Source organism: Teretinema zuelzerae (assembly GCF_021021555.1).
GTDB classification, from domain to species: domain Bacteria; phylum Spirochaetota; class Spirochaetia; order Treponematales; family Treponemataceae; genus Teretinema; species Teretinema zuelzerae.
The window spans coordinates 1,525,185-1,551,238 of sequence record NZ_JAINWA010000001.1 but is presented as its reverse complement, the minus strand read 5'-3'; the positions used below and the strand labels follow the sequence as shown (position 1 = coordinate 1,551,238).

Annotated in this window: 17 protein-coding genes; 13 read left to right on the top strand and 4 right to left on the bottom strand. The window is 48.9% G+C overall.

What is annotated here, in order from left to right:
• Positions 1 to 12 precede the first annotated feature (12 nt).
• The 5 genes from yidC to K7J14_RS06765 are packed head-to-tail and all read left to right on the top strand — an operon-like array spanning position 13 to position 5,871.
• The gene (gene yidC / locus K7J14_RS06785) at positions 13 to 1,770 is read left to right on the top strand and encodes a membrane protein insertase YidC (protein ID WP_230754628.1); all 1,758 of its coding nucleotides are present in this window, start codon (positions 13 to 15) and stop codon (positions 1,768 to 1,770) included.
• A 24-nt stretch (positions 1,771 to 1,794) separates the two neighbouring features.
• On the top strand, positions 1,795 to 2,520 hold the full coding sequence (jag, locus tag K7J14_RS06780; protein ID WP_230754626.1) for an RNA-binding cell elongation regulator Jag/EloR: 726 nt from the start codon (positions 1,795 to 1,797) through the stop codon (positions 2,518 to 2,520).
• Positions 2,517 to 3,302 carry a DUF6675 family protein gene (locus tag K7J14_RS06775; protein ID WP_230754625.1) on the top strand — a complete coding sequence of 262 codons (786 nt, stop codon included), beginning with the start codon at positions 2,517 to 2,519 and terminating at the stop codon, positions 3,300 to 3,302. Before jag ends, K7J14_RS06775 begins: the two co-directional genes overlap by 4 nt.
• The gene (gene glpK, locus K7J14_RS06770; RefSeq protein ID WP_230754623.1) at positions 3,286 to 4,782 is read left to right on the top strand and encodes a glycerol kinase GlpK; all 1,497 of its coding nucleotides are present in this window, start codon (positions 3,286 to 3,288) and stop codon (positions 4,780 to 4,782) included. The genes K7J14_RS06775 and glpK overlap by 17 nt, the downstream gene beginning before the upstream one ends.
• Before the next feature lie 3 nt (positions 4,783 to 4,785).
• On the top strand, positions 4,786 to 5,871 hold the full coding sequence (locus K7J14_RS06765; RefSeq protein ID WP_230754621.1) for a peptidylprolyl isomerase: 1,086 nt from the start codon (positions 4,786 to 4,788) through the stop codon (positions 5,869 to 5,871).
• Between the two features lie 59 nt (positions 5,872 to 5,930).
• Here the strand turns inward: K7J14_RS06765 and K7J14_RS06760 are convergent, their stop codons facing one another.
• The 3 genes from K7J14_RS06760 to K7J14_RS06750 form a co-directional block, all read right to left on the bottom strand.
• Positions 5,931 to 8,705, bottom strand: coding sequence for a transglutaminase domain-containing protein (locus K7J14_RS06760; protein ID WP_230754620.1), 2,775 nt, complete (start codon positions 8,703 to 8,705; stop codon positions 5,931 to 5,933).
• Positions 8,706 to 9,720: 1,015 nt separating this feature from the next.
• On the bottom strand, positions 9,721 to 10,881 hold the full coding sequence (locus tag K7J14_RS06755) for a DUF58 domain-containing protein (protein WP_230754619.1): 1,161 nt from the start codon (positions 10,879 to 10,881) through the stop codon (positions 9,721 to 9,723).
• A 61-nt stretch (positions 10,882 to 10,942) separates the two neighbouring features.
• Entirely contained in the window at positions 10,943 to 11,932 is a 990-nt protein-coding gene (locus K7J14_RS06750) for an AAA family ATPase (RefSeq protein WP_230754617.1), read from the bottom strand.
• 102 nt (positions 11,933 to 12,034) lie between these two features.
• Here K7J14_RS06750 and K7J14_RS06745 point away from each other — a divergent pair, with 102 nt between their 5' ends.
• From K7J14_RS06745 to K7J14_RS06735, 3 genes are read left to right on the top strand one after another with little or no spacing between them, the layout of a single operon-like run.
• On the top strand, positions 12,035 to 13,390 hold the full coding sequence (locus K7J14_RS06745; RefSeq protein WP_230754615.1) for an alanine/glycine:cation symporter family protein: 1,356 nt from the start codon (positions 12,035 to 12,037) through the stop codon (positions 13,388 to 13,390).
• A 52-nt stretch (positions 13,391 to 13,442) separates the two neighbouring features.
• On the top strand, positions 13,443 to 14,438 hold the full coding sequence (locus K7J14_RS06740; protein WP_230754613.1) for an alpha/beta hydrolase: 996 nt from the start codon (positions 13,443 to 13,445) through the stop codon (positions 14,436 to 14,438).
• Positions 14,438 to 16,501 (top strand): DUF4139 domain-containing protein, encoded by a 2,064-nt coding sequence (locus K7J14_RS06735; protein ID WP_230754611.1) that lies wholly within the window; start codon positions 14,438 to 14,440, stop codon positions 16,499 to 16,501. The genes K7J14_RS06740 and K7J14_RS06735 overlap by 1 nt, the downstream gene beginning before the upstream one ends.
• On the opposite strand, the gene K7J14_RS06730 is transcribed toward K7J14_RS06735, so the two are convergent.
• Positions 16,487 to 17,152 (bottom strand): tRNA-uridine aminocarboxypropyltransferase, encoded by a 666-nt coding sequence (locus K7J14_RS06730; RefSeq protein ID WP_230754609.1) that lies wholly within the window; start codon positions 17,150 to 17,152, stop codon positions 16,487 to 16,489. The genes K7J14_RS06735 and K7J14_RS06730 overlap by 15 nt on opposite strands.
• A gap of 49 nt (positions 17,153 to 17,201) precedes the next feature.
• Here K7J14_RS06730 and K7J14_RS06725 point away from each other — a divergent pair, with 49 nt between their 5' ends.
• From K7J14_RS06725 to K7J14_RS06705, 5 genes are all read left to right on the top strand, one after another.
• Positions 17,202 to 17,708 carry a hypothetical protein gene (locus K7J14_RS06725; protein WP_230754608.1) on the top strand — a complete coding sequence of 169 codons (507 nt, stop codon included), beginning with the start codon at positions 17,202 to 17,204 and terminating at the stop codon, positions 17,706 to 17,708.
• Between the two features lie 10 nt (positions 17,709 to 17,718).
• Positions 17,719 to 18,495, top strand: a complete 777-nt coding sequence (locus K7J14_RS06720; protein ID WP_230754606.1) for a class I SAM-dependent methyltransferase — start codon at positions 17,719 to 17,721, stop codon at positions 18,493 to 18,495.
• A gap of 91 nt (positions 18,496 to 18,586) precedes the next feature.
• Positions 18,587 to 20,155, top strand: coding sequence for a hydroxylamine reductase (gene hcp, locus K7J14_RS06715; RefSeq protein ID WP_230754604.1), 1,569 nt, complete (start codon positions 18,587 to 18,589; stop codon positions 20,153 to 20,155).
• A gap of 416 nt (positions 20,156 to 20,571) precedes the next feature.
• Positions 20,572 to 23,415 (top strand): EAL domain-containing protein, encoded by a 2,844-nt coding sequence (locus K7J14_RS06710; protein ID WP_230754601.1) that lies wholly within the window; start codon positions 20,572 to 20,574, stop codon positions 23,413 to 23,415.
• Positions 23,416 to 23,450: 35 nt separating this feature from the next.
• The gene (locus K7J14_RS06705) at positions 23,451 to 26,054 is read left to right on the top strand and encodes an autotransporter outer membrane beta-barrel domain-containing protein (protein ID WP_230754599.1); all 2,604 of its coding nucleotides are present in this window, start codon (positions 23,451 to 23,453) and stop codon (positions 26,052 to 26,054) included.

The window sequence follows — 26,054 nt, the reverse complement described above, 5'->3', positions numbered from 1 at the left end:
AGTATGACGAGTATGGACAAGAATACGATCATTGCCATTGTCCTTTCCACTATTGTTATTGTCGCGGGATTTACTGTTCAAGCGACCTTTTTCCCGCCTGAAAAATCAATTCAAACCACTGAAATCCAAAACGCAGAGCAACCTTCCGCGGTAAGCGCCGTAAATGAAGTTGTTTCCGAGCAGCCTTCTTTTATTCAATCTGAAGAAACTCTTACAGAAACTGCTCTCGGCGCAGGTCCGGTTTCGGAAGAACGTTTTCTGTTAGAAACCGATTTAGTAAAGGTAGAATTTTCGAACCAGGGCGGAGATATCGTTTCTTTCAAGTTGAAGAATCATCAGGATTCAGACGATTTGGTTGAAATGGCGGATTCTATCAGTCAAACCAACCGGGCCTTTTCCATTGCATTAGGCGATCATTCTTCCCGACCCCTGCAGGATTATTTCAATGTTAAAAAAATCGATGACGCAAGCATCGGATTTTACAGAACATTCGCCATAAAAAATTCAGACGGTTCTCAAAGTCTTTTTACCTTGGCAAAACAGTACACGCTTATTCCCGGAGAATATTTGCTGGACGTCAAGATCACTGTCAGCGGAGACGCAAATTTTGCCGGCCTGCCCGCAGGCTATACCTTGAAGACCTCTCCGCAGATCGGTCCAGAATGGAATGCGAAGCAGGATCAGTACGAATACCGCAGGTTTTACCATTTATTAAACGGAAAAAAGAAAACGGTAAACGTATCCGCCGGACAGAAAAGCAAAGTTCTTACCGATCCGGTTTCATGGGCGGGAGTAGCCGGAAAGTATTTCGCGTTGATCGCGATTCCCGGTACGACGCCTGTTTCTTCGTACCAGTATTCTGCTCAGGCGGAATCTGCAGATGCGACAGTTGGACAGATTTCACTGCTTCGCGCTCCCATTACTGCCAACAAGTCGACTGATAACTGGCTGTTTTACTTGGGACCCCGTACTGAAAAAAACCTTACGCCGTATAATCTCGCAGTGAACAATTCCTTGGGTCTTGCGGATCTTCATCTTGAACAGATAGTCGAAAGCAGCGGAATTTTAGGCCCTCTCGAAGTAATTCTTAAGTGGATTATGGAGTTGTTCTATCTTATCATTCCGAACTGGGGCGTTTCTATCATCCTTTTGACGATATTGATGAGGGCCCTGATTTTCCCGTTGACGAAGAAGAGCTCCGAAGCGACGCATAAAATGCAGGAACTTCAGCCTAAAATTCAGGAAATTCAGACTAAATACAAGGCGAATCCTCAGAAAATGAATGAGGAGATGGCGAAGTTCTATCAGACTGCCGGCTACAATCCCCTTTCGGGATGCTTGCCGATGCTCATTCAATTTCCTTTGATTTTCGCGATGTACGGATTATTCAATAATTATTTCGAATTCCGCGGCGCGATGTTCATTCCCGGATGGATACCAGACCTTTCGCAGGGCGACAGCTTGATGACCCTCCCCTTCACTGTTCCCTTCGTGGGATGGAAGGATTTGCGCATTCTTCCGATCGTGTACGTCATTTCTCAGTTGTTGTTCGGCAAGGTAACTCAAACTCCGGGATCAGCGCAGCAGAACAGCTCGATGAAGTTTATGATGTACGGCATGCCGTTGATATTCTTTTTCATCTTCTACAACGCGCCGTCCGGACTTCTTGTGTACTGGATTTTCTCTAACGTGCTTACGCTTATTCAACAGGTTGTGATCAACAAAATGATGGAACAAAAGCGGTCCAGTTCACTGAAATTGGTTAAATAACATTAATTCGCCAGGAGCGTGAATATGACATACGAATTTGAAGGAAAAACAGAAAAAGAGGCTATTGAACTAGCCGCAAGCGAATTAGGTCTTGAAAAAGACCAATTCGACGTTGAAATTCTCGAATCACAGAAAACAGGCATTTTTAAGAAAGGTTTTGTTAAAATCCGCGTTCATACCAGCGATTCGAACGCAAAAAGCTATTCGCCGGATAAAAACGAGCGCATCGATCCTGAATTCGACGGTTCAGTTCCCAAGGGAAAGAATTTGTTTCAGGATCCTCTTCCGAAAAACGATTTTGAAAAATCGATGATCGATTTTATCGCTTCGGTCGTGCGGAAGATGGGATACGATGTGACAGTCGATATCATGTCCCGCGAAGAAAGAAAAATCGGACTGCGTTTATCTTCAAAGAGTTCATCTATCCTGATCGGAAGAAAAGGCAAAAACCTGGACGCGCTTCAGCTTCTGGCAAATGTTTACGCCGGAAGACTGGGCCATGAAGAAACCCGCATTATTCTTGATTCGGAAAACTACCGCATCAGGCGCGAGGAGTCTCTGGTGAGGCTTGCATACAGCACTGCGGATAGAGTGAGAACTACTCGGGGTTCGATGCTTCTTGAACCCATGAATCCGTTCGAACGCAGACTTATCCATACAACCCTCAACGATATCGGAGATGTAGATACAAAGAGCGAAGGCGAAGGACTCTACAAGCAGGTACGCGTTTTTTATAAGGGCGGAAGGTGAGAATTCTTGTTCTGGCTTCCCTTTTATGCATCGGAAGCGTTTCTTTTCTTGCCGGAGAACAGATTCAAGGGCTTGAATCTGTTCTTCCCGGATCTGTAGCTTCTACTCTCGTTAAAGACGGCAGAATTCTGAGGACGGTATATCGCGAATCTCCTTTGCATACCGCTTTGGCCCCGGCCCTTTCGCCGTCCTCGGAAATATCCAAATCCATTGATCCGAACGACAATCTGCTGATCGAATCTCTTTTTTTGTATAAGAAGAAGGATTCGAATCTTTCCGGAAACATTGAAAAATCTGTTGAGAAAACCGGGATAATATTAAGAAGCCTTTCGACTCTTGAGGGCATTGAATATTTTTCCACGAGCCGTGATGCCATGCGGGTTCTCTATGAGAATTCCTATGCCGTCGATTCGGCTGCAAACCGAAACCGGATAGCAGATCCGATCAGCGCCGATATCGATGGGCAACAAATTTTGGCTGTTCAAAAGGATAAAACCTTTGGCGAGTATCTGTATAAGTACTCGTATCGAGCAACGCCGACAGCGGTCTCTCTTACCTCAACGAATGTAGATCCCTTAAAAATATCGTTCGTAACGGTCGTAGGACCGGAGCGGATGAAAGTGTCTCTTGTGGTGCACGATCTTGGCGATTATTTGCTGGTGTACGGCTGTACTCATGTTAAAGTTCCTGAAATACCGGGATTGGAAAAAAAATTAAATTCATCCTTTTCAACCCGTTCTATAGCATTGTATGATTGGTTCATAAATGCCTATGAAAACTGAAAAATCCGGATACATTTTATCTCTTGATCAGGGAACGACATCTTCGAGAGCGATTTTGTTCGATCACTCAGGACGAATCGTATCCAGCTCGCAGCGAGATTTTTCTCAGTACTATCCCGAACCGGGATGGGTCGAGCATGATGCCGTCGAGATCTGGGACTCACAGTTAGCAGTCGCTCGCGAAGCTATCGCCGCGGCATCTATCGATCCTGCTGAAATTGTATCCATCGGTATTACGAATCAACGCGAAACCGTAGTCGTATGGGATAAAGACAGCGGAAAACCGGTATATAAAGCTATTGTGTGGCAATGCCGCAGGTCGAATCAGATATGCGAAGAATTGATCGACGCAGGCTTGGAAGAGGAATTCCGCTCTCGAACCGGATTGAGGCTTGATCCGTATTTTTCCGGAACCAAACTGTGTTGGCTTTTTAGAGAGATTCCCGGCCTGAAAGCCTTGGCAGAAAACGGCGAGATTTTGTTTGGAACCATTGATTCTTGGCTTTTATGGAAATTGACGGGAAATCATGTTACAGACGTTACAAACGCATCCCGGACCCTTTTGTTCAATATTAAAGAACAAAAATGGGATCCGGTTCTGTTATCTATTTTAGGAATTCCTGTTCAGGTATTGCCGAAGGTTTTAGCCAGTTCGGACGATTTCGGATATACGGATCAAAAGTATTTCGGGAGAGAAATTCCTATCCAGGGAGTCGCCGGCGACCAGCAGGCGGCCTTGTTCGGCCATACGTGCTTCGAGCCGGGAATGGCCAAGAACACCTATGGCACGGGCTGTTTTACCTTGTTGAATACAGGCTCCGCGCCGGTATGGTCGAAAAACAATCTGTTGACGACCATCGCATGGAAAATAGGAAATCAAACGACGTATGCACTTGAAGGCTCTGTATTCATTGCAGGAGCGGTAATACAATGGCTTCGCGACGAGGTTCATCTTCTTTCGTCAGCCGCGGAATCGGAACAATTGGCGAAATCCGTTTCGGATACGAACGGGGTGTTTTTAGTGCCCGCCTTCGTAGGTCTGGGCGCTCCGTATTGGGATCCCGACGCCCGCGGTTCCATCATGGGTTTGAGCAGAGGTTCGGGCCGGGCCCACATCGTCCGTGCCGCTCTTGAAAGCATAGCGTACCAATCAGAGGACTTGCTGTCTTCCATGAGCGCAGACTGCGGTCACAAGATCGAAGTTTTGAAAGCAGACGGCGGCGCCACGGCGAACCAGTTTTTGATGCAGTTTCAGGCCGACATATCAGGAGTGCCAGTATTGCTGCCTGAAATCGCTGAAATAACCGCGTTGGGCGTCGCGTACTTGGCAGGATTGAAGTGCGGATTTTGGGAAAGTCTTGAAGATATCTCCCGAAACTGGCAAATTAAATGCCGGTATGAACCGTCGATGAAACTTGAAGAAAGAGAAAAAAGGATTACATTGTGGCATAAAGCGATTTACGCCACGAGGGAGTATTAACGCATGAGCAAAAAGAGTCGGTTATTGATCGTAATCGGTCTGCTAGTTTTATTGGTCGGCAGCGCAACCGCAGCCGCTATATTTTTCGGCGGTAAAAACGCCACAACAGGAGAAATGTACAAGATGTCGAATTCTACGAATATTGCAGCCATTCAAGACGATGGCGTGTTTGCAATAATGGAAACGTCGAAAGGAACAATCGTTCTCGAACTTTATTACGACAAGACGCCGCTTACTGTGTGTAATTTTGTCGGTCTAGCCGAAGGAACCCTCGATGCTGCCTCCGGAAAACCTTTTTATAACGGTTTGACTTTTCACCGGGTTATCAAAGATTTCATGATCCAGGGCGGAGATCCTGCAGGTACAGGTTCCGGAAATCCCGGTTATAGGTTCCCGGATGAAATCGTGCCGAGTTTGAAACACGATGCGCCTGGAACCCTTTCCATGGCGAACGCGGGTCCCGGTACAAACGGCAGCCAGTTTTTCATCACCCATGTGCCGACTCCCTGGCTTGACGGAAAGCACACTGTTTTCGGAAAAGTTCGGGAAGGCCAGGATGTCGTGAATCTTATTGCAGGCGGAGATAAAATCGTGTCGGTTAAAATCCTTAGAAACGGCGAAGCCGCGAAGGCTTTTTCCGCTACACAGGCCGATTTCAATGCATATCTTGAAGGCACTGCTTCAAGAGAAAAAGCGATGTTGGAGCAATCCAGAAAAAGCGTCGTCGATGCGATCATGAAGAAATGGCCCGCCGCGAAGCAGTCTGCGTCCGGTGTCTATTATCACATCACGAAGGAAGGATCCGGCGCCGGCGTCCAGGTAGGACAAACCCTTAAAATGAAATATAAGGGATACTTGCTGGACGGAACCGTATTCGACGATTCCGACATGCACGCACCGCTTGAATTCCAGGTCGGACGCGGACAGCTTATCCCCGGTTTCGACTCGCAAGCGCTTGAAATGAAAAAGAATGAAAAACGAACCATCGTAATCCCTCCCGAGCTGGCATACGGAGCGAGAGGTGCCGGCGGAGTGATTCCCGGCAACAGTTTCATCGCTTTCGATCTCGAGCTTTTAGAAATTAAGTAAAACGAAGCAGAGATACCTTTTGAGGGGCTGTCTGGCAGTAACTTGCTGGACAGCCTTTTTTATTGAATCCCCAAATCTGAGCGAAACAGCGATGTGGATAACATGTTGATAACCTGGCTGTAGAAATCACTAGAATGGCTTGAATTGTGGAAAACTTGTGTAAAAAGTGTGTTATTGTTGTTTTCATTTTTTAACTGCACAAAAAAGTCCTCTTCGGAGTATTGAATCGACAGAATAAAAGGCGAATTGTCGGATTTGTAAAATCCTGCTTGTGTTAAGGTTCGTGAAAGTCTGTACGGAAGCGTATTTCGATTTAGGGAAAAATCTGTATATTCTACTCGTACAGGGAAGGCTATAGCATGGAATGAAAAGGCGCTCGGCCTGATATTAAAAAGTGCCAAACTTAGTTGCGCGTATTCCCGCGATTTGCGGTTTTTTATGCGAGATAGAAGATGCGAAAGAGCCTCAGATCGATATTTCACCTCCCAAACGGGATCAAAAGAGCGAATTGCTTGCTCCAACAGCTCTGTTTTGCGTGATAACAACCCTTCTTCGAATAGATAAGAGGGATTTGAAAGAGGAATGTACTGTGTTTCAAGCGCTTTTGCTCTATGCAGATGTTTAATCGCTGATTTGTAATGCGGCTTGAACGTCTGGTAGTAGAAGCTATGCAGATACAGTTCCTGCCCTGAAGAGATGGTTTCGGAGTATGCTTTCTTCTCGTAATATCGAGCGACTTTTTGCGTAGCTTGTCTGTACGCCGCATCGCTTCTCCATTCGTTCCATGCATATTGAAGAATATGTATCTGTCGATTATAAAATGTGGACAAACTGTGGACAATTTTCCGTTTTTCAAGATTTTTCAAATACGCGTAGCAATCTCGAGTCAACTGGGCCAGATCGGCTTGAAATTGATCTTGAGTGGTTCCGTAATGAGCGATCCAGGTCTCATCTGTTTTATGTACAATGTGGGTTAAATAATTTAACGCCTCATTCGGGTATCCTGATAAAAGAAGCGTCTCCGCCAAGCCGAGCGAGGGAAGAGGACTTGAATCGGCGTTCCATGCCGTTAAATAACTGCTGTAAGCCGCCTTATATTCCAGCTTTCTCAGGTAAAGTTCGCCTTGCATCAGATACCCCGATGAGCGGGGCATCGCTTGAATTGAATTAATCGTGTCGCTGTAGGCGTCTTTGAAATTATAAAAAACTTCTTCCAGAATAGATCTATTGTAGTAATAAATAGCGGCTAAATAGTTCTGATCCCGCTCTTCCGCTAATTCGATTGCGGATGTGTAGTATTTTCTTGCTTCGGGATAATTGAATTCCGCAGTATAGAGATTCGCCAAGCTGGCAAATACATTGATATCGGGTCCGTGTGTTTCCAATACCCTGTGAAGGGCTTTAATGCCTTCTTCGAAACGATTCGTTTTGTAGCATAACCAGCCGTACGTAGACCAGGCAAACATATCCTGTGAATTCGTATCAAGATGGAGCGTAATCCATTTTAGGGCTTCTTCGTCCTTATTCAGATAGCCGGCAGAGTCTGCCAAAAGGCTGTAGATATCGGTTGAGCGATTACCGGTTTCATATGAAAGGAGAAGCTCCTTATATGCCGTTGAATAGAGCTTCTGATTAAAGTAAACGGTGCCGAGCAAATAGGCGAATTCTCCGTTTCCCGAATGCTTTTTTTTACCGGTTTGGAGAAGCGATACGGCCGTATCCCAGTTTTCGTTGTCGATCGCTTCTTGAGACTGTTTAAGCAAGACTGTTTCCTGCGTGTCGTCTTGCGTTGTTTGCACATCCTGTGCGGAGACGCGGGACTGCATGATAAAAATGAACAACAGGACGCATGCGATTGTCCTGGAATACAGGCTGATTCTTTTTTTTCGAAGCTTTCTGAAAAGAGACCGAGCCACATCAGCGTCCTCAGAATCGCATCTTTGAGAATACAGGGCTTTTTGCTTTAATGAAACAAGCGCCCGAAACTCATCAGATGTCGTATCCACTGCGTAGAATACAGACTTTCGTGCGATCAAAGCGTACATAGTCAGAATTTTTTTCCTGTTGTTTCGCGAATATGTTATAACGAGAAGCGGAAGCAGGACGTAGAAGAAAACAGAAACGATGCAAATCAGCAGAGCTATAAACAGTACAATATATTCTTTGTGAGAATACGCTGTTTTCAGAAAGGCTCGAATATCAGATTCTGTTTCCGGTTGTACGGCATCAAGTCCGTCCCGGATCAAGAACTCTCTATTAGTAAGAATTTCTTCGAGCAAAGAAGTAAAGGAATCTTCACCAGCGGACGAATCGACGGCGACCTCTTCGCCTTCCGCGACGATCGAGGTAGTCGGATCGAAGGAAATCCATCCGTACTCTGGAAAATAGACTTCCACCCATGCATGTGCCATATTCGATCGAACGGGATAATAATTCATGCGCCCTAAACCGGGTTCCAGGAAAAAGCCTGCCGCGACGCGGGCGGGAATATCCAGCGAACGAAGCATGAGCGCCATGGAAAAAGCGAAATACGTGCAATATCCTTTTTTCGCTGTATCGAGAAAATAAGCGAGTTGATTTCCGTCCGGAGAGATGCCGGGTTTCAGCGAGTACCGGAAGTCGCCGTCGTGAAAATAAGAAGTAACGGCGAGTATCATATCGTAATACGATACGGCGTTTTCTGTAATTTTTTTTGCGACAGGTTCGACAAGTTTTCTGGTTTCATCGTCGATCGAGGTGTAAAAGTCGAAGGCTTGGGTTGAAAGACCTTCTGAGCTCTCTCTTGACGGTGTTCGAACAGAATACAGCTCAAACGGGAAAAATCCTGAAACCATGCTGTCTGTTTTATACGCGCCGGAGAATGAAGCGGTGTTCCATATTCGATAGGGTTCGACAGCAACGGGATAATCAAACGCGATAAGGGCTTTCGGATCGATATTTACGGTGAAAATTTCCTGGGAAACTTGTTCTCTGAATGCAAAATCGGGGGTTTCAGGATCGGCTGAATAGTCTGAGACGGTTTTGATTTGCCCCGCCTCTCCTGGAACATCGGCATCGAAAAAGCCTTTTTGCGAATCCCATCCGGAAAGATAGAGGCGGCGCAGAAACAGCGATTCGTATTCTTGAGGAACATGGGCGATTAAAACAAGATTGTCGTTAAGGCTGATTTCGTTTTCCAGCGAAAGAAACCTGGAAAAATCGAACTGAAACAGTTTGGGTTGAATCAACCCGCCGTTATTAATTGATGCGGACGTATTGTGCTTTTGTATGATGATGAACGAAAGAAGAATGTATATCAACAACGATAGCAAAAACATACATGCGTTTTTGCATGAATAGTTTCGCGATAGAAATATTCGTAAAGTTTGCAGAAACACAAAAAAGACTGCGAACAGGGACTTATATACAGGATGAGAGAAAACGTTCATGTGAAAGCCGGAGTCCGGATAAAAAATAAGGGCGGCGAGTAAAAGAAGCATAAGCGGTTCATATGATCTAAAGCGAATGAAGCGGATCCAGAATTGCGTGAGCAGTACGACGAAAAAAGAAGAGAATAGAACGACCGGGAAGGCCGTGCTGTAATATGTATAAAAACGGTTGTAATCAAGAGGGGCGTTGAAAAGTGACGGCAAGGCCGGTACTGCGAGAAGGGCAAGGACTTCCGCCGCGCGGAGAATAAAAACCGCTTCGGTTCTAATTTTCGAATGGGGAAACGCATGCGCCGCGCATATGAGTGCGGCGAGCGTTGCGATTACGGCTGGAACCGAGAGGATGTCTTGATATTCAAGGAGAAAAACTGCAGCTAGAACCGATAACGATATAAAGTGAAGGAAGCGTTCTAGTATCGGTTTACAGAATGTATGCACTGATTCCGTTCTCCTTCATCGTGCTTGTAAAACGATTTAATTGTGTATTTCGTTTTTTAGTAGAAGCGCATGTGCGCTCAGATTTTAAGAACACGTGCTTAATTATCGCGATGAAAGAGGTTGTGCTTGATTTCGTTGCGCTTGCAGGTCCTGTGACTAACGATATCTTCGTGTTCGCAGGAAAAGAAAGAGGCAAAACCGGCCCTGATTTCTCCGGGGTAACGATAAAAATGGTTGATTGCGAAGGAAACAGGGTCTGTATGTCTTCCTGGCGCAACGGAGGATCCTGCAAACGCGGATAAGAAAGCAATCGTTCTAAAAGCGCTGAAGGGTTCGGTTGATGCAAGTCAATATTCGTTTGCGTGAATCCATGAATTGCATGCGCATCTCGTACGACAATCCGCAACGGATACCCCCGCAACAATAAATCTTCGCACAACCAGTGCACGCGATCAATAAGCATATCGTGGCGGGCCGCGTCGAGTTTTGAAACGCGTCTTCCTCCCATTCCCTGAAATAACACGGCGATTCGCGTATCAGGCGGCGGAAGCAATTCGCCTTCTCTGAGTATGAGGGATCCTGAATGAGCGTATTGCTTCCAGTTTATTTTTCGAGGATCGTCGCCGGGATGATAGAGTCTGTTTTCTACCAGCTCGCTGGAACGATGAAAGAGGCTTGTTCCTGTTGGCAGGGCGAATCTGGAATCGCCGACGACGCGAGATCCTGATGCCTCCTTCCGCGGCGGAATGCTGAAGGCTGACGGAAAGAGTTGTTCTGGGAGGGGAACTGTTACGCAAAAAAAAGAAAAAACATCGTAAAAGGCATATGCGTCTGAACGGGGCAGATAGACGCCGCGTGAAATTTCTCTGCCTTGAGCAGAAAACGGCTGATTCCACGGTGTTTTGCTGGAGAAAGCGGTGATGCTTTTTTTAAACGGAACATATGCATCCGCTGAATATTCGGTTTTTCTGTAAGCCTGGAAGAAGAAAGAGATTCGATTCAATGAAGCATCAGAAGGATGAAAACGGTTCGCCGATAGTAGTATGAAGAGCAGCCCGGTTGAAGACAGCGAGATCGTCAATGCAATAATGAGCGCTCCGGCAGAAATTAGCGAGAATAACTCCTGGCGAAGAACTCCGTTCAATACGAGAACTATAGAGGAAACGAGGGCAGTTAATCCGAAGCCGGTGAGGGAAAATTTCGGATTATGAAGTCGAATCATATGCTTCGCGGGTCCAATCGGTGTTTTTATTCATTTCAGAAAAACAGGATTCAAGGATGTCGGTTATGATCAGCGGAACGGAAGAACTTGAATTTTTCGGGACAAGGCGGTGCGCCAGGATCGGACCCGAGAGATCGAAAATATCGGTATCTTCTATCCAGTTTCTGCCCCTGATAAGTGCCAGAGCCCTCGCCGCATGTAGAAGGAGGAGGGCGCCCCGGGGAGACGCGCCGAGTTTAATGTCTTTGTGTGTTCTCGTCTTCCTGATGAACGAAAGAATCATTCGTTCCAGCGCTGGATGGCACCATACCGTTTTTTGTTCTTCGCGCGAAAAAAGCAGATCGCTTGTGTGCAGGACGGGGTTGAGCGTCGGCAAGATCGATTTTTCTGGATCCTGTTTGAGAATAATCGCTTCTGCTTCGAAATCAGGGTACCCCAGAGACAGCCTCATCATAAACCTATCGAGCTGGGCGGCCGGAAGGGGATAGGTTCCTTCCGTCTCAACGGGATTCTGGGTGGCTACGACAAAAAAGACAGGACTTACCTTTCGCGTCTTCCCGCCCTGCGTTACCTGCCGTTCGGCCATAACTTCAAGCAGCGCTGATTGAACCTTCGGCGTGGTGCGGTTGATTTCGTCCGCAAGCAGAATATCTGAAAAAACAGGTCCGGGAATAAAATCGAAAGAATGCGTATCGGAATTGAACACATCGACTCCGGTAATATCATAGGGCAATAAGTCCGGTGTAAATTGAATTCTGGAAAAAGTCGCGCTCCGGTCGTTGTCCGTACCGCTGGCGACTAAAGCCGCAAGGCTTCGCGCCAAGGTTGTTTTTCCCAAACCCGGATAATCCTCTATGAGAACGTGGCCGCCGGCGAAAACTGCCGCGGTGAAAAGTTCGATTTGATCTCTTTTTCCCTGGATGACCTGAGAGAGTCCTTCGATGATTTTTGCGGACGAGATTTGGGTATTCATGTGGGAAGGATTATAGCATGTTCCAGGGAGGATTTCTAATACAATGAGCGGTGAGTCGTAGTATACTGTATTCTCATTTAATCTCACATCAAGGATTGTGTCATGGAACGAGTGTTGTCGTTGGTATCTGATTTTGTCTGGGGACCTCCCGTCCTCGTGTTATTGATGGGAACCGGTCTGTATCTGACTATTCGGCTTAAAGGGTTGCAGCTCACCCAATTGCCGTTTGCATTAAAACAGGCTTTTTCGCCGCACCAGGATCATGAGTCCGCCGGCGATATTTCGCATTATCAGGCTTTGATGACGGCATTGGCCGCGACTGTCGGAACCGGCAACATCGTCGGGGTCGCGACTGCCGTGGTTGTCGGCGGGCCTGGGGCTCTGGTATGGATGTGGCTCAGCGCCTTTGTCGGAATGGCGACAAAATACGGCGAGGCGATTCTCGCGGTTAAATACAGAGAAACGGATTCGAAGGGCATGATGGCCGGCGGCCCGATGTATTATATAGAAAAAGGATTGAACGCCAGGTGGCTTGGATTGATCTTCGCCTTTTTTGCCGTAATAGCCTCGTTCGGGATTGGATGCGGGGTTCAGACAAATTCAATAGCGTCGGCGATACGGGGCACGTTCCAAATTCCTGTTCATATTACGGCCGTCTTTTTAATGATTACTCTCGCGTTGGTTATTTTGGGGGGGATAAAGACGATAGGAAAGGTTGTATCGTTTTTTGTGCCTTTTATGATGATTTTTTACGTAAGCATTAGCTTATTCGTGATTGTTTCAAATTATGAATTGCTTCCGGCTGTCTTCTCGGTGATATTCTCGAGCGCGTTTTCATCGCAGGCGATTGCCGGAGGTTTGGCGGGTGCGGCTATTCGCTACGGCGTGGCACGCGGCGTTTTTTCGAACGAAGCAGGCCTCGGATCGGCTCCTATCGCCGCGGCAGCCGCTATCTGCGACCATCCCGGAAGACAGGCCCTCGTTTCCATGACGCAGGTATTCCTGGACACCATCGTCATCTGCTCAATGACCGGCATTATTCTAGTCATGGGCGGGGAGTATGAAACCGGTTTGAAAGGCGCCGAACTCACCATGTCGTCGTTCAGAATTTTCGTAGGGGGAATCGGGCCGTATATTGTTACAATCGGTCTTTTCCTGTTCGCGTATTCGACGGTCCTCGGCTGGTCGTATTACGGAGAACGGTGCATCAATTATCTGTTCGGCCAGCGGCTGATCATGCCGTACCGCGTGTTGTTCATAGCGGTTGCAGGAATCGGAGCTCTTTCCACCAATCTGGATATGATCTGGAATATTTCGGATGTCTTCAACGGGCTGATGGCGATTCCGAACCTTATCGGCTTATTGGCCTTGTCCGGCGTAATCGTGAGCGAGTCGAAGGACTTTAACGAAATTCTGCGCAAAGAAAAAAAACTGCGGATCCGCAATTCAAAGAAATGAACAAGTTGTGTATAACATGTTGATAGACCGTTGATGTTTGGAGGCCGTCCCTTTGTCGTTTTGGATTGTTTTCGCCGTATTCCTGTCTCTGTGCCTGTTCGGGGCCGTCGTTTTTATCATGAGCGCCGGCGTTATACTGTATTTAACGTCCTTGACGAATGATCATGCTCATTTGGATACGAAGAGCGTTTCGCAGGCAGAACACACGACTGTTATGAAAGCTCATACCCGCGATCCGCGGGTGATGGAGCCTTTGAACGCGGCGAAGGAACGATGGTATGCCAGGGTCGATTCCGGAGAGGTTGAACCGATAACGGTTCATTCCTTTGACGGATTACTGCTATCCGGCTGGTTGTGGAAAGTTCCGGACGCGGCGAATTGCGCGGTTATAGTGCATGGAATGCAGGACTCGGGCGCAGGGATGGGGTATCAGGCCGAAGAATATCACGGGAACGGATGGAACGTTCTTGTTATCGATCAGCGCGCCCACGGCGAAAGCGAAGGGACAAAGCGGACGATGGGCGTTCGCGAGGCAGACGACATCGGCGCGTGGTTGTTGGATCTGGAAAAAAGGCTTCCCGGCTCACGCGTTTTTTTGCACGGAGTCTCCATGGGCGCGGCGACGGTGCTGTTGTACGGCGGAAAGGCAAAAAGCATTTCGCCCTTAGTGAAAGGAATTATCGCCGATTCGTCCTACGCCGCCTACGCGCCGGTGTTTCTGCGTTTAATCAGAATGATTTTTCCGAATCGCGTGATGAGCTTCGCGCTTCTTGCCGGCGCCGATCTCGCGAGTTTAGTTCTGTCCGGAATCGGGTTCAGCAGAATGACGCCGAAAAACGCATTAAAAAGTATCCCCGTCCCGGTTATTTTGTTTCATGGGCAAAAGGACGTTCTGGTGCCGATAGGAATGGTGAGATCCTTCCTTGCGGCGGCGGACTCTCTTGCTTTCGAAGTCGTTGTGATTCCGGATGCGCCGCATATCGGCGCGTATTTCTACGCTCCGGAGTTATACATGAAAAAAATAATCGATTTATCCGGGAGGGTATGATGGCAACAGGAAGAAAGAAAATAATACCGGTTTTACTTGGGCTGTACGCAGGGGCGTTCGGGTTTGCACAACAGCCCGCTCGGTACTCGGACGTCGATCTTCCTTTGAGGTCTGTATCGCTTTTTTCGTCCGGCGTGGCTTTTTTCGAACATCGGGGAACAGTCGCCGGAAATGCCGAAATCGAGCTCTTTTTCTCGGAATCCGAAATGGACGATGTGCTGAAATCGCTTACTGTGATCGACGCGGGGTCCGTGAAGCCGTCGGTCGCCTACGAAAGCGGAGACACGGCCCGAAGAACGCTGGAAAGTCTGCGGATTGATCTTTCCGATTCTCCCGATTTCCCGGAAATTCTGAATCGATTAAAGGGCGAGGAGATAGAGGTTCAGACGTCTGTCGCGGCGAAAGGCATGCTCGTCGGAGTCGACCGGGTTTTTAACGGGGAGGACCTTGAAGGCAGAGTTCTATACCCGAAAGAAACTGAAATATGGATCACTGTCTCGGCGTCCGGGGTTTTACAAAGGTTCTCGCTGTCCGAGATAAAGGGCATCGTATTTACAGATCCTGTCGTCAATGCAGATCTCGCAACCGCTCTCGGAATTATAAAAAACGGGTATTCGCAGGACAGAAAATCTGTGCGGATTCTTCTGCCCGGAACAACATCCCGGACAGTAAGCGTTTCATACGTCGTCGCCTCGCCGGTTTGGAAAACATCCTGGCGGCTGTCCCTCGCGAAAGATTCCGGATTTCTTCAGGGATGGGCTCTGGCCGATAATACGAGCGCTCAGGATTGGACTTCCGTGTCTCTTTCGTTTTTAAATGGAAGGCCGGCCTCCTTTATCCAACCATTATATACTCCCGTGTACGTCGAAAGACCGGTGGTTCCTCTTTCAAACGCGGGAACGGCAAGGCCCGAAAGCCATTCATCCGGTTTTTCTCCTTTGTATGCCGAGCGGGCCGCTCCGTCACCGGTTGATGAACAAAGGCTGTACAAATCCGCCAAAGCGGCAGAACTGGAGGCCGACGAATACGCATACGGCTATCCTGAAGCCGCTCCGTCGGTAGAGAATACGTCGTACGATGCTGTTAGAGGCGATAGGCCGGGCACTCTGTTCCGTTTTACTACCGACGGGGAAATTACCGTTCCCCGTCATAGAAGCATAATGGTTCCTCTGGTTCAGGGAGCGATAGAGGTCGAGCAATTTTCTCTCTTTTCCGGCGCCGAGGCCTCAGCTCGCGGACTTGTTCATCCGCGCTTCGGCGCAAGACTGCGAAACAATGCCGGCATGAGCCTTCCTGCAGGACCCGTCGTTGTTTTGGAAGACGGCCTTTATGCCGGCGACGCGTTATTGGATTTTGTTCCTGAAAAAGGCGAAGGCGTTATTTCATGGGGAGACGATCTTTCGGTAACGGGCGCGGTATTTAAAAGCGAAACCCGAACAACCAGGGCCGCGCGAATTTCCGGCGGCGTCTTAACACTGCTTAAAACAACCGAATATAGAACAGAATATGCGCTTAAGAACACAGATTCCCGGGACAGAACTGTTTTGCTTGAGCATCCGGTTCGCGCCGGTGCCGAATTGGCAGAGCCGAAGATGAGCGATAGCCGAACGGACGACGAGTATCGTTTCAAGTTTCAACTTCCCGCCGGCGCCGAACAATCATTTGTCGTGGTCGAACAGAGGCCGGCTGAAGAGCGAATTGCGATTATTCGGCTGACTACCGACAGTCTATTGAGTTATGCAGCCTCGGGAGAATTCTCGGCAGAGCTGCGTTCGGCGCTCGAAAGAGCGGCAGCCTTGAAGCGGGATTATGAATCGGCTCAAAACGAAGTCCATACTTTGGAAACCTCGAGAGACAGGCTTTTTGCGACTCAAGAGCGGATTCGCCAGAATTTGTCGGCAACGGGAGCTGATACCGCCCAGGGTAAAGACTATCTCATGCGTCTTGCCGCGAGCGAAAAAGACATAGACGAGGCAGAAGCCGGCATCGAAAGCGCGATGAAAATAGCAGAAGCGAAGAAAGCCAAATTCGAGAACTATTTAGCCGCGTTAGTTCTGAAATAACTCCGGATAGAGCTCGGCCGCCATGGCCTCATGGCGGATCTGCTCGCATGCAAGCTGGTATCGGACCATCTCATGAAATACCTTCATGAGACCGCTCGGGTCGACTTCGGCTGAAATCAGATTATTCGATTTGAACTCTTCTATGAGGTAGTAGGCCGATTCGATCGTCGAAAGACATTCCGGAGCCGGCTGTGTTTTAAACTCGAATTGCGAGCGATAGCTGTTTCTGAACGACAGCGTCGGCAAATCATGAAGATTGGAACTGAGCCTGAGTATTTTTTTGGCGAAAAACCATGTTGCGTCCACGATGATGACCAACGGCTTTTTTCCGCTCAACAAATCCGGAAACCCCGGATCTTCCGTGTGCCATGCCTTCTCCCCGGGAAAAAGCAAAAAAGGCTGGTATGCTGCCCCTTCTCCCGAAGAATCCAGCAAGGCGTTCAGACGCGCGTTATCGGTGAAATCGATGCCGATGAGTATTTCCGAATCGATCAGACTTTGGGAAGCCAAGCGCCCTGTTCCGGTTTTCTGTTGATATGCTTCCTTCGGATGCATTAACAATACGAACTTGATTCCGGTATCGATCGGGCGAATATAGTCGCATAAACAGGCTTTTTGGGGTTTGTAGCACCGATAACAACGCTTAAACATCTCACGAATGTACCTTGACGGCAAGGTGTTTGTCCATAAAGATTGAAGTATGGAGCCTCGATTGGTGATCGTGAACGATTTAATGCAGCACGGCTACTGCTATTACAGGACGGAAGCGCCCGGCGAAAACTTCGATCCGTTTTTCAAACCGGAGTTGACCCCGAAGGAAATGCTTGAACTGGGAGTATTCGGCGGAAAATACATGACAGACTGTCTTGAGGAATTTCCGGCTGAATGGTTCGAAAACGCCCGCCTTTGCCATGAATCGCATCGAAGCGAGTTGAATTACTTCCTGGTGAACGCCTCAAAACCCTTGTGGTACTGGAGGGCCAAGGGCTGGATTTACGAGGAAGATCCTCGGGGTTGGTTTCAGTGGTACTGCAGGTACTGGATGGGAAGAAGATGCCCCGACGACGACCGGCAGATTCGCAGGTGGAAGGCTATGTCTCGGCACGCGTCTCAAATCCGCGCGCATTGTGAACCCGGAGATCTCGGATGCAGGAGGAGGCAGAGACAGGCCTTGTTGCATTGGGCGTACGATAGCAGAAAGATTTGAGGAGGATTCTATGGATTTTTATTCCGGACTTGCGCCTTATTATGATCTGATATTCCCGTATGATCCTGTTCAGGAATCATTCCTTAACCATGTGCTGAATCCTTCCTCCGAATGGGCCGGCGGAATTCGCGACGGTAAAAACCCGGTTCAGCCGAACTCCTTTCTCGACATCGGCTGCGCAACGGGAACCGTTCTCTCTATGTTCACAGAACGATTTAAACGCCTTGTCGGGATAGATCTCAACGAAAGGCTGCTTCAACTCGCGGCTGAAAAGATGTATCCAGGAGAAAGCGGTAAAGTAGAGCTGTTAAACGGCGATATGACAGCTCTTGAAAGCCTGTTCCCCGAAGACGAATTCAGCTTTATTACCTGTTTGGGCAATACTCTGGTTCATCTTACCGACCCTGGTTCCGTTACCGGCTTTCTCACGCAGGTCGGAAATATTCTGGAGACGGAGGGAGTCTTTGTTTTTCAGATACTCAATTACGACCGGATTATCGCCCGGGAAATTCGCGGTTTGCCGGTGATTCTTCATGACGACGTCAGCTTCGAGCGGTATTATTCGCTGCCTGGTCCTGACGGTCTCATTTCTTTCGATACCATACTTGAGGACGGCGAAAAAGAGCTGGAGCTGCAATCGTCGACGCTTCTGAATCCGCTGAAAAAAGACAAACTTTTGGAAATGCTTCACGGTTCAGGTTTCTCCCATGTGTCTTTTTATGGAGACTTTACCGGCAGCCCCTGGTCCCCTGAGTCGTTTTTGACCATCGGCGTGTGCGAAAGGTAGGGGCATCTCTTTTTCGTGTTGCATTTGCAACAGCAGAAGAATGCTTGAGAACATATGATTAGAACAACCAATAGGAGGTTGCCAAATGTCGATGTTCTGTTTTCAATGCGAACAAACTGTAGGGGGGAAGGGCTGCACGGTATCCGGAGCGTGCGGAAAAAAGGAAGATACTGCTAATCTTCAGGATGCGCTTACAGGCAAGCTTATCGCTCTCGCGCGATCCGCTCTTGAAAAAGGCGCTTCCGTGGTCACCGACGATTTGATCGTGGACGCTCTTTTCATGACCATCACCAATGTCAATTTCGACAATGCCGATATCAGCGCTCTTGGCGCGAAAATCGCCGATGAAACGGCGAAACTCAAGGCTTCAGCCGAAAACTCGCGCGAAATTGATATGAACACGATCTGGAATTCGAAGGATGAAGACGCGAGGAGCCTGAAATCCCTGTTGCTTTTCGGCATGAGGGGAATGGCGGCGTATGCTCATCACGCGGCGGCTCTGGGCAAGCGCGATCCGGGAGTCTATTCGTTCTTCTACAAAGGCCTTTCAGCCTTGGCTTCTAATTTCGACGTTCCGACGCTGCTGGATTTGAACATGGAGTTCGGTCAGGCGAACCTTAAGTGCATGGAAATCCTCGACGCCGCCAATACCGGAACGTACGGTGTTCCAGTGCCCACCAAGGTTACTACCAATGTAGAACCCGGTCCGTTCATCGTCGTGACTGGACATGATCTGCACGACCTGAAGCAGTTGTTGGAGCAGACCGACGGCACGGGCATAAACGTATATACGCACGGCGAAATGCTTCCCTGTCATTCGTATCCGGAACTGAAGAAGCATCCGCAGCTGAAGGGAAATTTCGGAACAGCCTGGCAGAATCAGCAAAAGGAATTCGACGGAGTTCCCGCAGCATTCCTTTTTACGACAAACTGTCTGATGCCGCCGAAGGCTTCTTATTCGGACCGGATTTTTACGACCAGCGTAGTCGGATATCCCGGAATGGTGCATATCGACGAAAAAAACGGGAAAAAGGATTTCTCCGCTGTCATCGCTAAGGCGAAAGCACTCGGCGGCTACAGGGAAGCGCGAAAGATGACCGGAATCAACGGCGGCGATGTGCTCACCACCGGCTTCGGCCACGGAACAGTTCTTTCGGTTGCTGACAAGGTTGTCGACGCGGTAAAAACCGGAGCGATCAAGCATTTCTTCCTGGTCGGCGGCTGCGACGGCGCGAAGCCCGGAAGAAACTACTATACGGATTTTGTACAGCAAACACCGAAGGATTCGGTGATTCTGACGCTTGCCTGCGGAAAGTTCCGCTTTAACGATCTTGATCTGGGAGAAATCGGCGGTTTGCCGAGAATTATGGATATGGGCCAGTGCAACGATTCGTACAGCGCGATCAAGGTTGCGCTCGCTCTTGCGGACGCGTTCAAGTGCGGAGTCAACGAGCTGCCCCTCACCCTGGTTCTTTCCTGGTATGAACAGAAGGCTGTGTGCGTTCTGCTTACGCTTCTCTCTCTGGGGATAAAAAACATCTACCTCGGACCGACCTTGCCTGCCTTCGTTTCCTCTAACGTCCTGAAGGTTCTGGTTGAAAAGTGGAATGTGACTCCCATTTCAACGCCGGAAGCGGACTTGAAGAAAATTCTCGGCTGATTGTCGCAAACGAATCTTTTAGAGTAAATGAAAGAAAGACGGGAGAAACGCCCGTCTTTCTTTTTTTATCGAATTGGAAAAAATTTCTCGCAGTAGCCGTCGCCTTTCACCTTTTTATGCAGAATTCGGCATGTTTCCGCTTTTTTATCGTCAACCTTAATTACCTGTTTTTCATGATCCAAGGCTCTTTGGCCGTCCCACTGGATGCAAGCATAACAGTGTTTCGCGTTCATGGGTTTGAAATTTTGCGCCATATACTCCTCCATCGATGATTATCTCAAGGGTGTTTAATATGGTCAAACACTTTTTTTGCGGTTTTGCATCGCTTCATCGCGTTTCTCAACATGCCGGGAAGTTTGACTGTTTCTCTTTCGGTCATATACTTCAAAGCAATGTGATGCGGAGTAACGGAAGAAATGAGAATTAAAACACGGCTTCAAATTTTAAGCATTTCTCTGGTTATATTTTTCACTGTCGGTTTTTTATCGCTTTTAGTCGCGCTTGTTCAAACCAAATTCTACTCGATAGAGCAAAGCCTTGCCCGCAGAGACATTCTGCGCGTGATCGATTCCTTAGCGTCCGACCAGGAAGCGCTGGAAGTAACCGTCAAGGATTATGCCTTCTGGGATGATACGTACGAATTTATGGAAGGCAAAAATCCGGAATTTCCCGGAAACAATTTTTCTGAAACCAGCATGAAGAATCTGGGCGTGGATTTCATAGCGATGTACGACCCGTCTGGTTCGCTCAAATATTCATTAATGCATATTCCCGGCGCAGGATTGACCAGCGGATCGCCGTGTCCAGAAGACGTCGATGCGTGTTTGTGCATGAAAGGAATAGTCGAGAACTCGTCCGGAGTGATCCGAGTCGATAACACTGCGTATATGGCCTCGTCTTCGCGCATTTTTCGGTCCGACGCCTCGGGAGACAGCGCCGGATGGTTGATTATGGGAACGGAAATCGGCGAGTCGAAGGTTCAATCGCTGCGCCAGCGCAGTTCAGTCTACGTCGATCTTGTAATGACAGGGCCTTTCCTGGGCGAATCGTTAGATTTTTCTAAATACAACAGAAAAGCCGGTCTGCTTGAAGGGCGAAAGGACTACTGGATAGAAGGTTCAATCGATTATTACACCGAGAACGGCGGCTATGTTTTTTCGCTTTTTACCCGGACGCAACGGATTCTCCGGATTCAAACCAGCGAAATAATGCAAAATGTCGTTCTTATGGCCGGTTTATTCGCGTTGTTTTTCATTTTTCTCATAACTCACGCTTTTTACTATTGGATCGCTCGTCCGTTGGGGTTGATCGGAAACGCTGTAAAGAAAATCGAGGAAGAAAACAGTCTGGATGGGGAAAATTCTGATTATTCCGGTCTTGAAGACGGCCTTGAAATTGATGACGTGCAAGATGCGAAGGATGAAATCGGGGAGATTGCGTCGGCTGTAAAATTGATGCATGAACGGGTGATCGCGGCTCATAAGGCGGTTATTTCGGCGAAAAACGACCTTGAAAAGGAAGTGCTGGAACGGACCTCGGATCTCGTGAAAATAAACGGAAAGCTGGAACTGTTTGAAAAAGTTCTGGCAAACACCAGCGAAGCCGTAATTATCACCGATTTATCCGGGAAAATCATCGATTTGAACGACGCGATGTGCATCATGACGGGTTATCGAAGAGACGAGATTCTTGGAAAAAATTCGCGTATTTTCAAGTCTGATCATCATTCTCCTGAATTTTATCAGTCGATGTGGGAGTCTCTGCTTTCATCCGGATGCTGGGAAGGCGAGGTGTGGGACCGAAAGAAGGACGGCACTGTATTCCCGAAGTGGCAGACCATCAATACCATTTATGATGAAAAACGGATTCCGGTGAACTATGTCGGAATTTCCACAGATATCTCGGTAATTAAGGAAGCGGAAGCTAAACTTAACAGATTAGCGTATTACGACCCGTTAACGGCTCTTCCTAATAGAATGCTGTTCGCCGATCGGCTTGAGCATGAAATAGCGGTTTCGAAAAGAAATATCACTTGCTTTGCCGTGCTGTTCGTCGATCTTGACCGGTTTAAAAACGTGAACGACTCGATGGGCCATCTGGCCGGGGATTCTCTGCTCGTGAAGGTTGCCGAGCGGTTGCGCGAAGCGATACGCGATTCCGATACTCTGTGCAGGATCGGAGGCGACGAGTTCGCGATAATTTTGCAAAACCTCGCCGCCGAGGAAAACGCCGGAAAGATTGCCGGCGCGATCGTTCAAAAACTATCCGCGTGTTTCGAGGTGATGGAAACGGAGGTATATATCGGGGCCAGCGTCGGAATAGCGTTGTATCCGAAGGACGGAACTGATCCTGAAACCCTGCTCCGCAAGGCGGACGGCGCCATGTATCTTGCTAAAGACGCCGGCAAAGGCTTGTACCGCTACGCCTCGGGGGAAATGGAGCTGGCAAATAAAAGCCGTCTCGAGATTGAAGCAAAAATGCATCAGGCTCTTGCCAATAATGAATTCGTGTTGTTTTACCAGCCGCAGACGAAAACATCGGAGGCGATTCCGGGTTCTCCCTTCGGTCTGGTGGGCGTCGAGGCTCTGATTCGTTGGATTCCTGAACCTAATCTGATAATTCCGCCCGGCGATTTTCTTCCGGTCGCCGAGGAATCCGGCTTTATATCGCCGTTGGGCGACTGGGTCTTGTTGCAGTCGTGCAAAGACGCGAAGAAGTGGCTCGATATGGGCTTTCCTGTTCAGGTTTCAGTGAATGTGGCAGCGAGGCAGTTCGATCAGGGGAATTTTACCGAGCGCGTACGATCGACGCTTGCTACAACCGGCTTGCCGGCGGAACTATTAAAACTTGAGGTGACTGAATCGGGTTGCATGAGGAACATCAGCCAGGTTACAGAGATTATGTGCAGGATTCGGGAGCTGGGCGTCACTTTCGCAATCGACGATTTCGGAACCGGGTATTGCTCGCTGCAGTATTTGCATCGTCTTCCCGTCGATTGCCTGAAAATCGACCAATCCTTTGTCAGGTCGATGGACAAGAAGGGAAACGGCGCCGACATAGTATCTGCAGTGATCTCCATGGCCCGAGCCTTCGGCCTTGCGTCCATCGCAGAGGGCGTTGAAACCTTCGATCAGCTGGAGATGCTCCAAACGCGGGGTTGCGAGCAGATTCAGGGATTTCTGGTGTCCCGCCCCATGCACTTCGAGGCTTTTGTAAAAGTCCTGACAGCGCAAAAGGAATTATGTGTTCAAATAGATTAGACTGTATACAGACCTTCCAGAGGAGGATTCAAAGAATGAAATTTATATCGAGATTAAGCGTACTGACTCTATCAGCATCTATCCTTGCCGTATCGTGCGGAGACTTCGTCTCCAACATCCAGGTGAAAGGATCGCCGACTTTTTATGCGCCGCTCGGCAGCACGAGTCTGGAGATATCAGAATACCTTTCCATTGCGGATATCCGGGAAATGATGGGCGCCGACAGCCCCGACGCGGAGCTTCAGGTATACGAATATCCGTTTGAGCGAGCGCTATCAGCGGATGACCCCGAAGATTTTGAACTTGAGCAGGACAATACCATGCGGTTCCTGGTTCATTATCCCCTGACTTCGATAGACCTGGACTTCGGCCAGTATCTTGCTGATTTGAATTTCGAAGACTCAATCGCAGCAGATATGCCCGAGCAATCCTTTACAGTGCCGGATATCACGGATCCCGATCCTCAGACGGTGGATTTTAACGCTCAACTGCTCGCAGTGTTGAATGCTATTCCTGCGGTTCCGGCGATTCCTGTTGTTCTTTCTGCTGGCACAGGAGAATTGCCCGTTGAACTGACTCTTCCGGGATTCGATACCGCTTCGTTTTCAGCCGGCGAAATGGTGTTGGATTTCTCAAGCGCTCCGTCTAATTTGACGCTGACCTCGGTGACATTGCAGAATGGAACAACAATCAAAGCCTCGGGAACCGGGTTGCCTGTCGCGCTTTCCGGTACCACCTCAGTGTCGATTCCTTTGATTGGAACGACAGATTTAGCCAATGAAGTGCGAATCGTTCTCGGTCTTAATGCTTCAGCGCCGACAACCGGTACGCTGCAATTCAGCCTGGCATTCGCCGACTCAACCCGCCTCGACGCCGCGACCGGCGTCTCGCTTGATCCGGTATCGGTTGAGATTCCCAACGTTTCCATTCCCGCGATAAACGACGCGACCTTTGTTCAAGCAGTCGTAGGAACCGGCTCGATCGATTTAACCATCGGGCCTTCATCCGGGACTGGAGTTATATCGGGATTTACCCGCGAACTTGATCTGGAAATCGCGCAGACCGGAGGATTAAGCACCTCGCTGGTAAACGACACTTCTGCGAATCCTTCTGTTCCATTGGCCGGCGAAATAATCAACGCTAACTCGATAAATCTGAGTGGCGAAATTACCCTTTCCGCAACAAATGCTAGTTTTAGCGGACTCGGAACTACCGGTTTGGTGTTTACTGTAGCAACCGATGTTGCTATCGATAGTTTCGCGACAGTAACGCTGCGTCCCGGCGCCGGATTCGAATTCGTTACAGAGGTGTCGCAGCCCATATCGGACGATATGAAGCAATGGGTATCTTCCGTCGCCTTTACAGAGGTCGGCCTCGACCTGACCTTTACGAACGGACTTCCTGCCGGGAATAATATCAGCCTTCAAATCGCTTCGAATGCATTCGGCATAAACGAAACCAATTCGATCGCGCCCTCGAATCCGCCGACTGGAGTCGAATATTCCTATACGAACGGCCCGTATTCGTTCATTCCCGGAAACTACGAAGATATCGACTTTACCTTCACCGTGACTCCTCCCGGTTATGTAGCTGCTACGGCTACGGATCCTGCGACGATGACTCTTGCAAATCTCACTCCCGGCGCGAGTTTCAGTTTCGCTCTCGACACCGCCGAGCTCGTGGCCGAGTGGACGAGCATCGTAATCGACCCCCAGGAAGGCTTTGCGGGCTCATACCCCGAAGAAGGCGGCGAGCCCTTGGACATGAGCTCCCTTACCGAATATCTGGGCGACGGCCTCGGCTTCGTCGACATCCCGATGTACTTTTACTTGAGCGGATTGAATAATCTTTCGGGAACCGCTCTTATTGCTTCTACCTACCTCGACGCTGATGGCGCCCCGCAGACCGCGAGCCACTACAACGGCACGATCGAGGATGTTCCGCCTCTCGCAATCGCCGCCGATGCCGATGGTCTGGTTACCTCTGTCCTTCCCGCTCCCAGCGCCTCTCTTACGGGCTTTGCTGGAGTATTAAACGCTTCCCCGTCGAATCTTGGATTCGAATACTCGATCGACGTAAACTCGATCACCTTGGACAAGGCCGATCTCTATGAAGCTGACGGTGTGACGCCAAAAGGCGCCACAAAGCTCACTGCCGACCTTGTCATCGTGTTCCCGATCGCGTTCGAGGTTGCTTCAGGCGGGGCTGAACTCAACATACCTGGTCTAAACCCTGAAGACGGCGAGCCTGCAACGGATCTGTTCGGACGCGAACCGTCGACCGACCCGGAAGAGGACGATATAAATCGGGCCCTCGGAAACCTCGAATCGATGGTATTGTCCGTCGCGTACAACAACCGGTTGGGATTGAACGGAACCTTCCTGTTCACGGCGCCTCTAGCCGACGGCTCTCCGTTCAGCAAGGAGATCACGCTCGACGTCGGCGAAGGGGATTATGAATTAACGATATCAAGGGATGATATCCAAGACATCATGGATACGGTTCCCTTTACGCCTAATTTCAGCATTACCGTTAACGAGGACGTGGCTTTGCCCCGGCTAGCCGGCCTGGACGCTACGATTACCGTGAAGGTTGTGACAGATATCAATGAGTCATTCAGCCTGGGAGGAGAGGACTAA

Excerpts from the sequence above, each read along its gene's own strand:
- yidC (WP_230754628.1), top strand. The coding sequence starts at position 13 with ATGGACAAGAATACGATCATTGCCATTGTCCTTTCCACTATTGTTATT.
- jag (WP_230754626.1), top strand. The coding sequence starts at position 1,795 with ATGACATACGAATTTGAAGGAAAAACAGAAAAAGAGGCTATTGAACTA.
- glpK (WP_230754623.1), top strand. The coding sequence starts at position 3,286 with ATGCCTATGAAAACTGAAAAATCCGGATACATTTTATCTCTTGATCAG.
- K7J14_RS06765 (WP_230754621.1), top strand. The coding sequence starts at position 4,786 with ATGAGCAAAAAGAGTCGGTTATTGATCGTAATCGGTCTGCTAGTTTTA.
- K7J14_RS06760 (WP_230754620.1), bottom strand. The coding sequence starts at position 8,705 with ATGGTTTCAGGATTTTTCCCGTTTGAGCTGTATTCTGTTCGAACACCG.
- K7J14_RS06750 (WP_230754617.1), bottom strand. The coding sequence starts at position 11,932 with ATGAATACCCAAATCTCGTCCGCAAAAATCATCGAAGGACTCTCTCAG.
- K7J14_RS06745 (WP_230754615.1), top strand. The coding sequence starts at position 12,035 with ATGGAACGAGTGTTGTCGTTGGTATCTGATTTTGTCTGGGGACCTCCC.
- K7J14_RS06735 (WP_230754611.1), top strand. The coding sequence starts at position 14,438 with ATGGCAACAGGAAGAAAGAAAATAATACCGGTTTTACTTGGGCTGTAC.
- K7J14_RS06730 (WP_230754609.1), bottom strand. The coding sequence starts at position 17,152 with ATGTTTAAGCGTTGTTATCGGTGCTACAAACCCCAAAAAGCCTGTTTA.
- K7J14_RS06725 (WP_230754608.1), top strand. The coding sequence starts at position 17,202 with ATGGAGCCTCGATTGGTGATCGTGAACGATTTAATGCAGCACGGCTAC.
- K7J14_RS06720 (WP_230754606.1), top strand. The coding sequence starts at position 17,719 with ATGGATTTTTATTCCGGACTTGCGCCTTATTATGATCTGATATTCCCG.
- hcp (WP_230754604.1), top strand. The coding sequence starts at position 18,587 with ATGTTCTGTTTTCAATGCGAACAAACTGTAGGGGGGAAGGGCTGCACG.
- K7J14_RS06710 (WP_230754601.1), top strand. The coding sequence starts at position 20,572 with ATGAGAATTAAAACACGGCTTCAAATTTTAAGCATTTCTCTGGTTATA.
- K7J14_RS06705 (WP_230754599.1), top strand. The coding sequence starts at position 23,451 with ATGAAATTTATATCGAGATTAAGCGTACTGACTCTATCAGCATCTATC.